We start from the raw sequence: 16,665 nt of genomic DNA on the forward strand, positions 1-16,665 counted from the left end.
CTCCTGCTTAGATCTGCTTTAGGATTTTTCTTTGGTTCCATAATGGGTTATTGATTAATAAGGATTGCTAAAATAAATATTTTTTCTAAAAAACTAAATTAATCCTGCTTTTTAACCTTTGCAGGATTCCTTTAGATAACAGTAGTAACATCGCGGCACTCATTACACCCAAACTATTTGCTAATACGTCAGTCCATTCGGGCTCTCTGAAGCTGGTAAGGGCTCCCTGTAAAACCTCAATTAACATACCAAAAGCAATAGCGAGAACAGATATCTTAATTAAATAAGAATAATACCGTTTAAAATTCTGTTCCTTAAAAACGATATAAAGTTGCCACAGTATAACCAGTGCAAGATAGGCTATAAAATGCAAAAACTTATCGGTGGGATTAAAATTCCCAACGCTAATTTTCCCCAGTTGAACCAGGGAGCCAATCGTAAGGGCAAGGGTGTAAAGACTTGCACCAACTAAAAGGATTCTAGCTATCAATAATCTCTTGATAGGTTTCAGGGGTTAAAAGATCTTCCAGTTGAGAAGCATCAGAAAATTTAATTTTAATCATCCAGCCATCTCCGTAAGGATCAGAATTCACCTTTTCAGGCTCATCTTCAAGGCTGTCATTGAAGGCTACAATCTCTCCCGAAAGCGGAAGATAAAGATCTGATACTGTTTTAACAGCTTCTACGGTTCCAAAGACTTCTTCTTTTTCCAGAGTTTCATCTACGGCATCTACTTCAACGTAAACAATATCGCCTAATTCACCCTGGGCAAAATCAGTAATTCCTATAGTAGCAGTATCGCCTTCAATTTTAACCCACTCGTGGTCTTTTGTGTACTTTAAATCTTGAGGTATGTTCATAACTAATTATTATATATACGCAAAGGTAATTTTTTAATGTTATTGTTCAAATAGCCGTTATCTAATTTCCAAAATTATATCTTAATGTTATTCCAGACCTGATAGTGGTCTGTGGAAATGCCGTAGAAACAGCGTATTCAGAAAAACTATGATCGTAATAAAATATTGCAGTAAGGTTTTGAGACAGTGCATAATCGGCCGTAAAATTAATGCCCCAAATATCCTGACCTGCAATAACCTGACTGGTTTCCAAATCTAAATATCTAATTACCGTATTATTTCTTCTGAAGGATACATCTCCTTTAAAATTAAGGTCACTACTCAAAATTCTATTTTGTCCTGCTAAACTCGTCGCTATTTTTAAATCCTTGATTCGGTAACCCATCCCAAGCCTGTATTCATTCCCGCGGGTTTCAGTAAGAAGGTTATTATCGAAACTAAGTGCAAGAGCTCTGTCTTTTCGTATTTCGGCCAGCACTTGTATCGAAGATTTTGTTTCAAGATCTATTCTAATCAAAGGAGTGAATAATTCGGTTAAAACTATATTTGAATAAAGCACCGGGTTTTTAAAATCCCCAGCCTGGTTAACAGCAAATCTATCATTGGGATCGTAATCAAGATTACTTTGAAACTGATTTATCGTATAATTAGACTGATATCCGTGATTTAAAGAAATACGCCTGAATTTATCCTTAAACCAACCTATTCTCATCAAACCGGTATATTTTAGATCCCAGTTGGGCAATGGCACGTCTCTAAAAGCTCCTAGTTTAACATTATCGGGATCAACTCCGGCATAAGCCGATATAAAGGCAGGTAATAATACGGCCTGATTTGTTTTCCCAAACCCTACCGGATAACCGTCTTCATCGGTATCATTTGGATCCAAACCACGTTCAACAGCAAGTCTACGCGCTATATTCAACCGGTTTTCCCTGAAAGTTTCAAAGGTTTCTGAAGAAGTTTCTGACGATTGGTTAAAAGCAGTCTTGAGCAGGATGGTAGAAATATTAAAATTCCCGTAGGTATAGGGAGTCAAAGATTGATACTCCAAGGTGTTAGGATCAACTCTGTAATTCTCATTAAATGTTTCTGCGTAATTTCGGTTGGCACTAATGTCTATGGTAAGATCCGGCAAAAGATCTAACGAAGCCTGGGCGGCGAGTTGTTCATTTTCAACCGTGGTGAATTGCTGGTTAAAATCCTGAAAAAGGGTTAGCCATCCACGCCTGGCAGCTCTATATCTTATCTCATCCTGTAACCCGAAGGTAAATCCGGTGGTAGGCCTCAAAGTGCCCATAAAGCCTATTTCCGGAGTATAGCCCGGCAAAAAGGTACCCTGGCTATTTCTATAGTTCACCTGGATCCTTTTTAAGGAGGTTATCACTCCAATAAAGGTATTATAACCTTTGTATTCTTTAGTCTCCGGAGGTGAAGCCTCTTGTGGTTCCTCCCGGGTCCCATCCAGAGTTGGCACTCCGGCACTGCGCTCCTTTATGGTACTGTTACCTGCGGTTTTTTTCTCAACCAGACCAAGATAATCATACAGGTTTTGCATATCCAGGCTTGCATTCACCTGATGTGTATTAGAATTCTGAATAGAGTTCCCTATATCCGGTACCCCTTCCAGGTTTTCATAAATCCTGGAGCCCCGTTGCCATTGAAAATCTCCTGTAAAAGAATAGGTAGCTTTTAGAAATCTCAATACAGGTAGTTTTTCAAAAGGAAGATCATAATTTAACTGAAGGCTCTGATAATGCAAATTAGGCTCACCAATATTGAAGAAATCATCCCAAAGGCCAATGCTGTTATCGGGTATACCATCTTCAGTAATATAGTTTCTTATAACCCTGTTATTGGAAGCATTGAAATTGAAATTCAATGATTTAGTTAAATTGTAATTAATACCGTAATCCCAGTTAAATAAATAATTCCGCTGATATAAAACAGGTAATCCAAGATCGTTTTCTGTCAATTCCAGACTTCGAAATTTCTGTTCATTATACTGCCGAAGGATATTTGAACTCGCATTTATATTTGTAGGCAAGGGATTGAAATTGAAATCTTTTAATATTGTGAAATAATCACTACTATCTAAAACTGCAATATTCTTAAAAGGTTCAATGGGTTTATTGGCAAAATTGAATTCGTAGGTGCCTCCTACCCTAACATTTTGATCCAGGCTTTCCTCAATTTCAAAATCCCTATGATCTACCTGGTTATAAGAAGTAGAAAAGGTAAAGTTCTCTATATCGTAAGGCATAGGCTTTGCCTCGCCTGTTCTTTCTTTCCTTAGCCCAATTACATTTATGCTTTGACGCTTTGTATAAGACTGAGATTGCTTTTTAACTTTATCCCTTTCCACAGGATCAACAATATCCTGTAATCGGGTGTCCAGTTCCACATCAAGGAACTCCTGATCGTATTTTGGAGTCACCAGTTCCTCGCCACGACTATAATTTACAGGAATTCTTAGCCCCCATTTCTGCGGAAATAATTGCCCCATATTTAAATTGGTAACCACATCATATTGTTCAACATCTTCCCTGCTTCGTTGATTAGGCCCCTGATCTAAAGTACCAAATCCAACCGTGCTTTTCCGCCCTGTCGCTGCAAGATTACCAAAATCTGCAAAGTTGGTATCCATATTAATAATACTGGCCCAACCTCCTTCATTATTAAGATCTGAAAGTCTTAATTCATTAAACCAAACCTCGCCACAAAGATCCTGCACGCTATTGCTTGGCATCCCGTTTTTCAGGCCGAGCATTAGTACCCGAACGTTCCCAAAACTCGGATTCCCCTTAATTCCTATCCTCATTTCTCCGGGGTCGTAGGTTTCTTCGGCATCGGTTAACTCAAGGTCCTGATTATAAAAATTAAGATCTCCGGAATTTAATGAAGGATCGCCCAAAACACTTGTTTTAACCCTTTTCAATAAATCCAAAGGAAGATTAAGACGGTTTACTGCCGGCCATATTTCTTCGGCAGACTGTGCTCCAAAAATTGTTGGACTTAACGGAATTTCAACCTGATAGAAGTTATCAGTAAAATCTGTTCCTATTCTTAAGAAAGCTACCAACTGTCCATCTTTTAATGGAGTTTGGTTTACCAGGGATTCGGCATGCAGGAACATTTCAAGGTTTTTATACTGCCGCATATCAATCTGGAAATTCTTATAAACGGCGCGGGCATCCTGAGGTTCGAGATCACAAACCCTTAAAGCCAGCGATTGTTCATTCTGCCTGATATTGGTATTACTCTCAAAAAGCTCTTCTCTTATCACTCCAGGAGGTAATACATACGGAATTGGCTGCCTGTTTTCATTCTCTTCTATGTTTACGGCAGTAACTTCAAATAAAGTATTGGAATTTTCGGGTCTGCCATTTTCAATTTGTAAACTTTGATTATACCTGCGATAATCACCTCTAACCAGTTCCATTGTCCCGAACCTCAATAAAGTAGGATCCTGAAAACCGGTAAGATACATTCTCATAAACCTAATCGATCTAAAATCAGCTATACCCCCTTTGCTGCCGGTTGGCTCATAGATAGGCACTTTGAATTGTAGCCACCTAACCGGAAGTTCCTGGCCATTCCTTAGGCTCACATTAAGCTCTTTAACATCGGTGATATACTGGTTGTTATCTATGTCCATACCTTGAAAGAAAGGAACTTCATACTCAAAGTAACTATCTATGGTATTCATCGTATTGTCACGGTTAATATCTTCGGCAGTAGGCAAGGTGGTATTCCCACGGTTTGTATCTCCAACTTCGGTTGGGGAATTTCCTTCAATCCCATTATAATTCTTGTAACGATCTACTATGTTTCCATCGCGTGCAAGAAAATATTCATAGTTATCTCCGGCAGGATCTTCCAGGTTTCCAAATTCAGGAAATTTCAAGGCTTCTTCTTCATCAGAAAGGCCATTGTAACCAACATCCTGGTTTAAACGTTCCTGGCCTTCAGAATCAAAAGCATACACCAGGGATTGATCGGCCGGAACTTTTCCGAAATTTGTTGATATGGTATTACTGTTGCCTCCATCCTTAGGCAGGCCGTTTTCATATTGCTTTCTTCCATCCTTTAGGATATCTTCGGAAATATTCCCAAGATTAAAGTTGATGCTTCCTCCAGTATTCTCCCGGTTTTCATCATAAATATATGGGTCCATCACCCAAAATTCGATAAACTCCACGTTAGACTGTTCAAAATTTGTAGCACTTATCCCCCGCATCATTCCCCCAAAATTATCGGCTGGATTGGGAAGGGTATTTCCACCTGAAGTTGCAGGGTTAAAGTTATAGGGCCCACGTTGTTCAGGAAAATAGGCGACATCCATAGTATAAACTACCATAGGCTGTCCCTGTACCACATCGGTATTGGGGAAAATTTCACTCATTGAAACCCGGCGGGTAGCATAAGAAGAAAGATCGGCGTCTGTGATTCCATCGGGGCGGCTGCTGCTGTAGAAGATAGGGTCTATGGTGTACCAGGCTAATTTTGCCCGTTTAAAGCCCACATTTATATCTCCATTAGAAAGCTCTCCGCCATATCCCAAAGGAACGCTGGAAAGGTCCCAACTTAGCGGAGTGTTAATCCCGATTGAGGTTTGAGCTGCTTCAAAATCATCTATGTAAGTCGTAGTTTTTCCACCAAAATCATTAATATTTGGTGATCCCGGCTGCAAATATGCAAATTCACCAGTCACCGAAAAATTAGATTCCACATCGGTGTCTATATTCGGAAGCTTATTCACCAATCGGGTAAAGAAAGGAACTTCAGTAGAATAATTTAAATTGAAACCGTAAATCGAATTATTGAGCGGTTCATAACTATAATTGGCCTTTTGAGTTAATGGCCGCTCTTTTAAATTCAGGAAGGTTGCTCCTACAAGGAAGTTCTCATTAAAAAGATGTTCTACATTTACCCCGGTAAAACGCTTGGTCTGCTGCCCGAAGAGCGCATTATTTTCTGTATTAACCTGGATAGGAATATTAGAAGCGAGTAAACCTTCATCGAGGATTTGGACACGCCCAAGTTCATAATTCACCACATAATCTACACCTTCCTGAAGAACGCGGCCTCCTGCCGTGACCGTAACCGAGCCCGGTGGCAGGTTAAATCCTATCGGAATTCCTTCTACCTCAGCCGATTTATACCTTCCTTTTAATTGAAATTTATTTTTCTCGGCCTCTTCCTGTTCCGCCTGGGTTTTGGTAGTGGTGTAAAGGGAGCGAAAAACATATTTTCGCTGGTTAGCATTCCAGGTATCTTTATCGCTATAATCTTCTGTTCCGGTATTAGGTGTGTTATCCAGTTTCCTAAAAAGGTGTTCCCCGAAAGGCTCTACCGAGGTGAAAATAACATTTCCATTGCGAGGGTCTATGGTTAGTCCGGGGACATAATCAAAAAAACCATCCCCTCCCACAATTGGATCATTATTGGAGTTGAGCTTATCCAAATTAAAAACTCTCAACAAAGGAGTTTCACTTACATCTTCAGGCAATGGAGTAGAGCCATCTCCGGCCGGTTTAATATAATTAATCGGTTGCGGATCGGTATAAAGGATGTTCAATCTAAAATCCTCTCTTTCCAACTCATAAGCCCCAAGGTTGTAGATATTTTTCATCATCAGGTCCCAGATAGGCTCTTGTACATTGGTAATCGTACTTTTAAGAAGCTTAACCACCAGGTTACGGTTAGACCGGGGGTTGATGTCTTGTTCATTTTCTTCCCCTGGTTCTTCAGCAGAAACAGAGCCGGTTGCATTTACCCCATCGTTAGCAAATTCACCCACCTGGTAAACCTTGCCGTTAACCGAAAATTGGAATGCAACAGCCAATACCTCATCATTACTTAAACGCTGGTTTAATGAGATATAACCTAATTGAGTATTCAGGGTATATTCATTAGGATTTAACTGCCTGGCATTTTCAAGTTTAATATAATCAGTCCCTTCTGAAACCTGTATCCCACCAAAACCACTTTTTATGGTAGAAATATCCCTGATGGCAGGAGTAAGAACAGATTCCTCGGGACCATTAATTCCAAAAGGATTAAAATCATTATTCGTGTTATCGGGAAAAGTCCCTTCAGGCTGATTAAAAAATCCGGCAGGCGGATTATTCAAACCTATATTTTCTTCTGAAAAAGCCTCCCCAAGGTCCTGAATTGCCACAATATTACGTGTGTTCTGAAGGTTTTGAATATTATTGGTTCTATTGGTAATCCACACCTGGATACGCTGTACCTGAATATTGGAATTAATGAATGGATAATCCTTTAGAGCCTCATCATAGTGATCTCTAAAATAATGTGCCAGGAAAAAATGTCGATCCTGATCGTATTCCAGGATGAATCTCTCAAAATCTTCGATAGTAGCTCCCCCTTCAACGTTCACGGTACGCCGTTCTGATTTTTGTTCAGAAAACACTCCCGTAATCCTGGTTTTCCCAAACTGAAGTTCAGTCTTAAAGCCAAAAAGGCTTTGTGCACCCTGCATAAGTGCATTATTCAGAGGCATATTCACATTCCCAACCTCTATTTTCTGAATAATATCATCTTCATTGGGGGTGTATTCCAATTTTAGTTGATTTTGAAAATCGAAGGTGGATTCGGTGTCGTAATTAGCAATAATTCCCAAGCGTTCTCCCACTTGCCCTTGAAGACTTAAACTTATGCGCTGATCAAAATCGAAAGTAAGATTCCTTCGGTTACGAGGAGAAAATGCCGGGTTATCCTGCTTGGTAAAGAGCAATCCCAAATCCATTTCAACGGTTCCCTGAGGCACTATATTTATTTCACTCCCCCCAAACACACTCTCGAAGAAACCAGAGTTAACATAGAAATCCGGCAACAAATCTTTTTGAATTTCTTCAGCTCCTTTTTTATTTCCGGCCAGGGCATCACCTTTAAGTTTAAAATAGTTTTGCATCTCTTCCCGAAGTACAAGTTCTTCAAATTCTTCAGGAGTAAGGATAAGGGGTTGCGACAAACTGATATTCCCGATACTTTCACGGAAGATATAGCGGTCTAAAATGGGATCATACTCATACTGTGAAGAGAAACTCGAAGGATCGGGCAATGAAATGGTGCCCAAGTCATATCCGGTTCGGGTGGTATCCTGCGAAGTCTCCTGTCCTGATAAATTAGTTGAAATTATCAGCGATAACAGTAAGGCAAGCGGGACCGAAGTTGACAATTTCAAGTAATTGTTCTTCAATTTCTACAGGTTTTTAAGCGCAAGTTTTATAAGGGACTCTACGGTATGACTGTTAGATTCCTTTAAAATCTTATCTATAACTTTCCCTGCTTGCTTTCGGGCAAAGCCCAGGGTTTCTAATGCTGATAACGCTTCTTCTTTTGTTGTATTGTCCTGAGAAACTAAAACTTCATCTCCTCCCTGCACCTTCAGTATCTTGTCCTTCAGGTCTAGAATAACCCGCTGAGCCGTTTTAGTTCCAATTCCCTTTACACTCTGAATTGTTGCTACATCGGCTGTGGCTATGGCATCCCTAACCTGACTGGGCTCCAGGGAAGACAACATGGTTCGTGCCGTACTGGCACCCACCCCGGAAACTGAGATTAGCAACCGGAAAACTTCACGCTCATACTGGTCACTAAAACCATACAGGGTATGGGAATCTTCCTTTACCTGCAAATGGGTAAATATATGAACAGCTTCAGCGTCTGGAAGTTTAGAAAAAGTATTTAATGATATATTTAAAAAATATCCAACTCCGTTACATTCAACCACCACATGGGTGGGATATTTTTTAATCAATTGCCCCTTTAAATGATGAATCATATTTCAATTCAAGCTTAGAGATCAAATGTAGTAAAATTAACTTAAGCCTGAAATGCTTATTTTACGGGCTTCATCATCAAATTTTCTACAGATATTATTTTTGCTTCTTTTTTTCCTTTTCCTGTGCATCTACCACAGCAACGGCAGCCATATTGACCATTTCTTCTACGCTCGCCCCTAGCTGAAGAATATGTACCGGTCTTTTCATTCCCATAATAATTGGTCCAATGGAATCGGCGTGATTCAGTTCTTTTAGCATTTTATAATTACTATTTGCTGAATCCAGATTTGGAAAAATCAAGGTATTCACCTTCTTACCGGCCAGTTTAGAAAATGGAAATTTGCTCTGAAGCATTTCTTTATTGAGCGCGAAATCTGTTTGTAATTCACCATCAACTTTTAATTCGGGTTGCCAACGATGAAGATATGAAACTGCTTCCTTCACTTTTGAAGCATGTGGATTTTTAGAAGACCCGAAATTCGCATACGAAATCATTGCTACTACAGGCTCCAGTCCAAAAAGCTGTACCGTACGAGCAGTCATTTGTGCAATTTTAGCAAGATCTTTTGCCGGCGGGTCAATATTAATCGAGGTATCACTTATAAATAATGGGCCACGGGAGGTATTCATAAGGTTAGTTGCTGCCACACGGCTAACTCCTTTAGCCATCCCAATAAGTTCAAGCATGGGTTTTACAACAGTAGGATAAGCTCTGGAATATCCAGATAGCAAGGCATCAGCATCTCCTGTATTAACCATCATCGCCGCGAAATAATTTCTAAGACGCATAGAATTTTCGGCATCGTATAGGGTTACTCCGCTTCTGTTACTTGTTTGCCAGTAAGCTTTAGCATAGGCAGTACGTATTTCTTCCTGTTCATCAGATTTTGGATCAAGGATCTCAACATCGGCATCAAAATCTATTTCCTTCATGAGTTCCTGGATAACCTCTCTTCTTCCCAAAAGAATAGGGATCCCAATTCCTTCATCATTTACAATCTGAGCAGCTTTCAGAACATCAAGATGGTCTGCTTCAGCAAAAACAATTCGCTTAGGGTTCATTTTTGCCCGGTTCATCAATAAACGCGTGATTTTATTATCACTTCCCATACGTTCCAAAAGCTCTTCTTCATATTTTTCCCAATCCTGGATCGGATACCTGGCGCAACCGCTTTCCATAGCTGCCCTTGCTACCGCCGGAGGAACTTTAGCAATAAGCCTTGGATCAAAAGGTTTAGGAATAATATAATCGGGGCCGAAATTCATACGGGTCTCTCCATAGGCAATGTTCACCTGTTCCGGAACGGGTTCTTTAGCGAGTTCAGCCAGGGCTTTAACCGCGGCCATTTTCATTTCTTCGTTAATCTTGGTGGACCGAACATCCAGAGCACCTCTAAAAATAAACGGGAATCCCAAAACATTATTCACCTGGTTAGGATGATCACTACGACCAGTTGCCATTATCAAATCTTTCCTTGTGGAGACCGCAAGATTGTAATCAATTTCGGGATCGGGATTAGCCATCGCAAAGACGATAGGCCTTTTGGCCATGCTTTTCAGCATTTCGGGGGTAACAATATCAGCAATGGAAAGTCCAACAAAAACATCAGCATTTTTCATCGCTTCATCCAGGGTATCGATTTTACGGGATGTAGCAAATTCGGCTTTTTCCTCAGAAAGGTTTGACCTGTCTTTTCTAATAACCCCCTTACTGTCCAGCATGATAATATTTTCGGGCTTGGCTCCAAAGGCTTTGTATAGTTTGGTACAGGAAATTGCAGCAGCACCGGCACCATTAATCACTATTTTAACCTTTTCCATTTTCTTTTTAGCCAATTCCAGTGCATTCAGCAAAGCAGCTGCAGAGATAATAGCAGTCCCGTGCTGATCGTCATGCATCACCGGAATATCAAGCTCGGCTTTCAGGCGTTTTTCGATCTCAAAAGCTTCGGGTGCTTTTATATCTTCAAGGTTAATTCCGCCAAAAGTAGGGGCGATATTTTTTACAGTTTCAATAAACTTATCTACGTTTTTTGTATCTACTTCAATATCAAAAACATCAATGTCGGCAAAGATCTTAAACAGTAAACCCTTACCTTCCATAACCGGTTTTGAAGCCTCCGGACCTATATCTCCAAGACCAAGAACTGCAGTACCATTAGAGATAACGGCCACCAGGTTTCCTTTGGTGGTATATTTATATGCGTTTTCTTTATCTTTTTCAATCTCTAAACAGGGTTCTGCCACTCCCGGAGAATAAGCCAGAGACAAATCTCTTTGTGTTGAATATTTTTTAGTGGGAACTACCTGAATTTTTCCAGGTTTTGGTTTTGCGTGATAAACTAAGGCTTCACGTCTTTTTCTGGGAGTGCTACTCATAATTATTAATTTGACTGTACCTACAAAGTTAGTAAGGTTATACAAATAAAAGACACAAACTTTAGGGAAAAAGCTTGCAAAGCACGGCTTTTAGAATTAATAACAAAAAGCACTTTTTTTGATTATAAATCCTTCAATAAAATCACTATTACTCCTTTAAATAAGGGATTCTAATAGCTATTTTAACAAGAAAGCAACTATTCAGTTAAGGATATCCATTGATTCGCGAGGCAGTACATAAAAATAGATGGAGATAAAATGGCAGAAACTCCCCAACAAGACAAAGATGTGAAAGATAGCATGATTGAATTTAATTTTATCCAGGCTAAAAATTACAGCTCCAATGGTGTATGAAATCCCACCTGCCACTAGCCATAAAAGCCCGGGAAGGACAAGGTTATCAAGGAGGGGCTTTACCGCAAAAACGATTATCCACCCCATAACAACATACATAATTGTAGAAAGAGTGTTATACCGCCCCGTAAAAAAGAGTTTAAGGATAATTCCTGTAATCGCAAGGGCCCATACCACCCCAAAAATACTCCAACCCACAACACCATTTAAGGTCACTAAAGCAAATGGGGTATAAGTCCCCGCAATAAGCACATAAATGGAAGCATGATCTACAATATTCAACCTATATCTCCAGGTAGAGTCCTTTGAGGCATGATAAAAAGTAGAAGCGGCGTAAAGCAGGATCATACTTGCTCCAAAAATACTAAAACTCACCAAATGCCTGACGCCTCCCAGCTCGTTGGCTCTTATAATTAAAAGGATCAATCCAATTACACTTAGAGCAAATCCAAATCCGTGAGAAATAATATTAAATTTCTCTTCGGCCGGAGGATAATAATGACAGGTGTCTTCTTGCTTCATCACTAAATTTCCAATACTTAAAACAAGCGATATTAATTTAAGTGTAAATTAAAATAATTAACGAACTAAAGAAATAATCCTAAATTTTATTTCTTTAAAAAATCTATATTCCTCTTGAATCCTGTAAATTTTGTCCTTTTCACTGCAGATTTCCTGAAGATCTCATTAAATGTTTCTTTGGTGATCTCTTCCCAGTCTTTTTTATCATTTATCAATAAATCGGGATGAGCATTAAACAGGGGTTCATTATGAGGTTTTGAAAACCGGTTCCACGGGCAAACATCCTGGCAGATATCGCAGCCAAACATCCAGTCTTCAAACTGGTTTTTATAGGAAGCAGGTAATTCGTCCTTCAACTCAATGGTAAAATAAGAGATGCATTTACTTCCATCAACTTTATAAGGCTCTACGATGGCATCGGTGGGGCAGGCATCTATACAGGCAGTACAGCTTCCACAGTGATCGGTAACCGGGGTGTCATATTCCAGGTCGAGGTCTACAATAAGTTCGGCGATAAAATAGAAAGAGCCGGTTTGCTTGGATAAAAGGTTAGAATGTTTCCCTATCCAGCCGAGACCGCTTCTTGCCGCCCAGGCTTTATCCAGTACCGGCGCCGAATCGACAAAGGCGCGCCCTTCTATTTCCCCAATTTCCTGCTGCATATACTGCATCAAATCCTTCAGCTTATCCTTTATTACAAAGTGATAATCCCGGCCGTAAGCATATTTGCTGATCTTATAGGAATCCTGATTTTGAATTTGATGAGGGTAATAATTCAGCAATAAAGAAATAACCGATTTTGAACCTTCAACCAGTTTAGTGGGATCGAGGCGTTTATCGAAATGATTTTCCATATACTTCATCTCACCGTGCATTCCTTTCTGAAGATAATTCTCCAGGCGAGGTGCCTCCTCTTCGAGGAATTCAGCTTTGGAAATCCCGCATGAAAGAAAGCCGAGGCGCTTGGCTTCGGCTTTGATTAATTGTGTGTATTGCTCCTTTTGATCAATCATAATAATATTACAAAGATGCAATATTTAAAATTTATGATCTATTTCATAGGTCTCACTACTCTTTCCTGGACAGCGTTAATTCTTTTCTTTCTTCATTTTATTCTCGATATCTGTCATTAAGGCCATCATTTCTTCTTCCGGGCTAAACTCAATTATCCGGGCATCTTCAATGACCTTAGCGGTATGACCCGGAGGCATATAGAAAACATCTCCTGCCGAAATCATTTCAGTAGGACGGTTTTTATATTCAGCCTGTAGCTTTCCCTTTTCCAGGTATCCCCAATGCGGCACCTGGCACAAATCATCTTTCTGGCCTTCTAAAAGCGGGGCAAAATCGGTTCCTGCGGGCGGTTCATTAATAGCAACCACCATTCCTCCCCAACCTTTAACAAGATTTACCATATTCCCTTTAGGGAAATCTGATTTGGAGATATGAGTTATTTCGGGAGTTTCGGGCTGGGGTTGTGCCTCAGTAATTGGAGCCATATGCTCGTGAGTAATCTTCCAGCCATCATCTGTTTTAACAAAAAGTAAAGTGCCCTGCATCATAAAATCATAGGCTTCTTCTCCTCTTTTAAATTTGAAATCGGCATGAAAAGTGGCATTGGCCACATTGCCGCCATAGACATTGATTTTTAAATCTTTCCAATCCCATTTTTCAACTTCGGTTATCGCTCCAAGGAAATTTCGCTCAAAATCTTCATTTTCCTTTGAACCCTGTCTTTTTCCGCCTACCTCAAATTCTGTGAACTTGGGGCCATATGCATGCATAGAGATCAACTTGTCGATTTCATTATCCCTTATGCTTTGCTCGATCTCATCCAGAGCTTGTTTTACTTCTTTTTTTGCTTCCGGATATTCCTTATTTATTTCCAGTTCATTTTGACCAGTGACAAAGCCGGGTACAAAAACAAATACAATCAAAATAAAAATTGAAATTTTCATAATTTTGGTTTTTATGGTTAACTTTTGAATACTATGCGTAGCTGATTGATGAATTTCTCAATTAAGCAGACTTATCAATCTAAGGTGCGGCTTTAGCTTTCTCTATCTAATTTCGGGGGAGACCATGATAAACCATACAGGAGATATGGTTTGAACTACAAATATACAAAATATTGATAAACAGGAATTTACGTCATTAAGAAAGATAAAAAAATCTCTTAATCGAACCTGTCTTTAAAAACTTATTATTCCTTCGAAACTTTGCGTAGATGCTTAATAAAGAATAATTAAGCCTTCAAAATAAATGGGGAATTCGTGAAGTTCAAATTAGGATCTTTCCTCGAATCTCAAAATTGCATTTTTGGGTTTTAGGGTAATTAAGGGTGTGATCTCAATTTCTAACTTATTGGTGCTGATTTTATACCTGGAAACAAGCTCAGAAATCGCCAAAATCATTTCATACATGGCAAAGTTGTTACCAATGCACTTTCGTGGCCCTGCCCCAAAAGGATAGTAGTGAGAGGTATGTTTGGCACCTTCAGCAAAACGGGATGGATCAAATTTCTGTGGATTCTTCCAGTAGTTAGCATCACGGTGAATTTCATAAATTGAAAATAATAAATTGGAATTTTTATGAATTCTGAATCCGTTAAACTCATCTTTCTCAAGATTTATCCGATCTATAAAATAAACCGGCGGGTACAGGCGCATAGCTTCTTCCAGAACCTGTTTCGTATAGGTACAGTAAGCAATCAATTCCATGAGATCGCCGGTCTTCGCCTTAGCATCTTTTGTTTCTGAAACAATTTTTTCCTGAATTTCGGGATGTCTTGCGAGTAGTTCTGCAGTGAAAGTGAGTGCATTCGAGGTAGTTTCGTGCCCGGCGGTAAAAAAGATCAGGATTTCATCAATCAATTGTTTCTCGCTCATTGCAGTCCCATCCTCATATCTCGCCTCCAATAACATATCCAAAAGATCTCCCGCGCCTACAAGATTTTCTTTTCTTTCTCTTACCAACTTTCGAAGAATTTCCCGGGCCTCTTCAACTAAATCCATGTGTTTCTTTATACTCCCTCCGTACTTAAACCACCAACGCTTAAACGGCTGCCGGAGTTCCCTAACCAGCATTCGCTGGGCCGCTTCGGTAATATATTGCAGCCTGTTAATCTCCTTCTGACCAACGGCACTGCTAAAAAGTGACTTAACCACTGTTTGAAAAGCAAGGTCATTAAAAACCGGGAAAACATCTATAGTTTTATTAGGTTTTATCCTGTCCAGTTCTATTAGAATGGCCGAATTTACAGTGTACAAAAGGCCAGCAATTTGCTTTTTATGAAAAGCGGGTTGGATGAGTTTACGTTGTTTACGCCAGTGTTCTCCTGTGGCTGTTAGGAGTCCGTAACCCAGGTATTTCGCCATATCCCTGGTTTGAATGGGCGATTTTTCAAAGTTTCTATGGTTTTTTTGAAGCGCATATTCGGCGAATTCAGCATTTCTGGAAAAGACAAGAGGATTGCCGAAACCGGTTTGCACCCTGAATATATCGCCGAGTTTTTCAAAATTTTCAGCATGAAAAGGCAGAGGATTTTTGAGGATAAGATTGGCTTTCCCCATAAATTTTAACCACGATACCGCCGGTATGTCTTTTCCCTTCATATTCACATTTAAAGCCTCAAGTTAAGAAGAAACCCGCTGAAAGGGCTTGAATCGAAAAGAAAACACCCGCGTTTTAACTTTTAGAACAATCCGCCCTGTGTATTCCCTTTGGTCCTACCCAGGTGCCGGTAGGCTGCTTCAGTTACTTCCCGACCGCGAGGGGTGCGGTAGATAAATCCCTGCTGAATGAGGAACGGCTCATAGACCTCTTCGATAGTTTCGGCGCTTTCGCTTACTGCCGTGGCCAGAGTGGTGATCCCAACAGGGCCGCCTTTAAATTTATCGATAATAGTTTCGAGAATTTTATTATCCATTTCATCCAAACCGTGAGTATCTACATTAAGCGCTTTAAGCCCATATTTAGCGATTTCTATATCGATTTTACCATTGCCCTTTATTTGGGCGAAATCCCGCACTCTTCTCAATAGCGCATTAGCAATTCGAGGCGTTCCCCGACTTCTTCCCGCAATTTCTATAGCGGCATCCAGGGTAATAGGGACTTTGAGTATCTCAGAACTCCTTTGCACAATGTCTGAAAGTAATTCTGTAGTATAATATTGTAGTCTACTTGAAATCCCAAAACGCGCCCGCATTGGTGCAGTAAGTAGTCCGGAACGAGTGGTTGCTCCCACCAGGGTAAACGGATTCAAATTAATTTGAACAGTTCGGGCATTTGGGCCGGTTTCGATCATGATATCAATCCGGTAATCTTCCATAGCCGAGTAAAGGTATTCTTCTACTACGGGGCTAAGCCGGTGTATTTCATCAATAAAAAGAATATCTCTTTCATCCAGGTTTGTAAGTAAACCCGCAAGGTCTCCGGGTTTATCCAAAACGGGTCCTGAAGTCACTTTAATGCCTACACTTAGTTCGTTGGCCAGAATATGTGCAAGAGTTGTTTTCCCAAGCCCCGGAGGCCCATGAAAAAGGGTGTGGTCTAAAGCTTCGCCCCTTTGATTGGCCGCTTCAACAAACACCTTTAGATTTTCCAATACCTGATCCTGACCCGCAAAATCATCAAATTCCAATGGGCGTAAGGCCCTTTCAATATCGAATTCTTCAGGAGAGAAATTTTCTCCGCTGGGATCAAGGTTTTCATTCATAATTCTCAACAGGTCTTTG

General features: G+C 40.1%; 10 protein-coding genes. All 10 read right to left on the reverse strand.

The annotated features are described in order from the left end of the window. Window positions 1-85: 85 nt before the first annotated feature. Window positions 86-490: a VanZ family protein gene (locus tag VIM94_RS08165; RefSeq protein WP_332038803.1), complete on the reverse strand. Its 405-nt coding sequence runs from the start codon at window positions 488-490 to the stop codon at window positions 86-88. Continuing rightward, window positions 480-860 (reverse strand): glycine cleavage system protein GcvH, encoded by a 381-nt coding sequence (gene gcvH / locus VIM94_RS08170; RefSeq protein WP_332038804.1) that lies wholly within the window; start codon window positions 858-860, stop codon window positions 480-482. Before gcvH ends, VIM94_RS08165 begins: the two co-directional genes overlap by 11 nt. Before the next feature lie 61 nt (window positions 861-921). Beyond that, window positions 922-8,088: a cell surface protein SprA gene (gene sprA / locus VIM94_RS08175; RefSeq protein ID WP_332038805.1), complete on the reverse strand. Its 7,167-nt coding sequence runs from the start codon at window positions 8,086-8,088 to the stop codon at window positions 922-924. A 3-nt stretch (window positions 8,089-8,091) separates the two neighbouring features. After that, the gene (gene ruvA / locus VIM94_RS08180; RefSeq protein WP_332038806.1) at window positions 8,092-8,673 is read right to left on the reverse strand and encodes a Holliday junction branch migration protein RuvA; all 582 of its coding nucleotides are present in this window, start codon (window positions 8,671-8,673) and stop codon (window positions 8,092-8,094) included. Window positions 8,674-8,767: 94 nt separating this feature from the next. Further along, the gene (locus tag VIM94_RS08185; protein ID WP_332038807.1) at window positions 8,768-11,053 is read right to left on the reverse strand and encodes an NADP-dependent malic enzyme; all 2,286 of its coding nucleotides are present in this window, start codon (window positions 11,051-11,053) and stop codon (window positions 8,768-8,770) included. Between the two features lie 201 nt (window positions 11,054-11,254). Continuing rightward, entirely contained in the window at window positions 11,255-11,929 is a 675-nt protein-coding gene (gene trhA / locus VIM94_RS08190; protein ID WP_332038808.1) for a PAQR family membrane homeostasis protein TrhA, read from the reverse strand. Between the two features lie 86 nt (window positions 11,930-12,015). Then, complete coding sequence (gene queG, locus VIM94_RS08195; protein WP_414707167.1) at window positions 12,016-12,942, reverse strand: tRNA epoxyqueuosine(34) reductase QueG; 927 nt, start codon at window positions 12,940-12,942, stop codon at window positions 12,016-12,018. Between the two features lie 75 nt (window positions 12,943-13,017). Then, window positions 13,018-13,887 (reverse strand): nuclear transport factor 2 family protein, encoded by an 870-nt coding sequence (locus VIM94_RS08200; RefSeq protein WP_332038809.1) that lies wholly within the window; start codon window positions 13,885-13,887, stop codon window positions 13,018-13,020. A gap of 327 nt (window positions 13,888-14,214) precedes the next feature. Beyond that, window positions 14,215-15,543, reverse strand: a complete 1,329-nt coding sequence (locus tag VIM94_RS08205; RefSeq protein ID WP_332038810.1) for a cytochrome P450 — start codon at window positions 15,541-15,543, stop codon at window positions 14,215-14,217. A gap of 80 nt (window positions 15,544-15,623) precedes the next feature. Further along, window positions 15,624-16,646 carry a Holliday junction branch migration DNA helicase RuvB gene (gene ruvB / locus VIM94_RS08210; RefSeq protein WP_332038811.1) on the reverse strand — a complete coding sequence of 341 codons (1,023 nt, stop codon included), beginning with the start codon at window positions 16,644-16,646 and terminating at the stop codon, window positions 15,624-15,626. Between the last annotated feature and the right edge of the window lie 19 nt (window positions 16,647-16,665).

Source organism: Salegentibacter sp., assembly GCF_036568425.1.
In the GTDB taxonomy this organism is placed as follows: Bacteria; Bacteroidota; Bacteroidia; order Flavobacteriales; family Flavobacteriaceae; genus Salegentibacter.

Bases quoted from the DNA above. Each gene is read 5' to 3' on its own strand.
- ruvA (WP_332038806.1), bottom strand. From the start codon at position 8,673: ATGATTCATCATTTAAAGGGGCAATTGATTAAAAAATATCCCACCCAT.
- VIM94_RS08205 (WP_332038810.1), bottom strand. From the start codon at position 15,543: ATGAAGGGAAAAGACATACCGGCGGTATCGTGGTTAAAATTTATGGGG.
- gcvH (WP_332038804.1), bottom strand. From the start codon at position 860: ATGAACATACCTCAAGATTTAAAGTACACAAAAGACCACGAGTGGGTT.
- queG (WP_414707167.1), bottom strand. From the start codon at position 12,942: ATGATTGATCAAAAGGAGCAATACACACAATTAATCAAAGCCGAAGCC.
- trhA (WP_332038808.1), bottom strand. From the start codon at position 11,929: ATGAAGCAAGAAGACACCTGTCATTATTATCCTCCGGCCGAAGAGAAA.
- VIM94_RS08200 (WP_332038809.1), bottom strand. From the start codon at position 13,887: ATGAAAATTTCAATTTTTATTTTGATTGTATTTGTTTTTGTACCCGGC.
- VIM94_RS08185 (WP_332038807.1), bottom strand. From the start codon at position 11,053: ATGAGTAGCACTCCCAGAAAAAGACGTGAAGCCTTAGTTTATCACGCA.
- ruvB (WP_332038811.1), bottom strand. From the start codon at position 16,646: ATGAATGAAAACCTTGATCCCAGCGGAGAAAATTTCTCTCCTGAAGAA.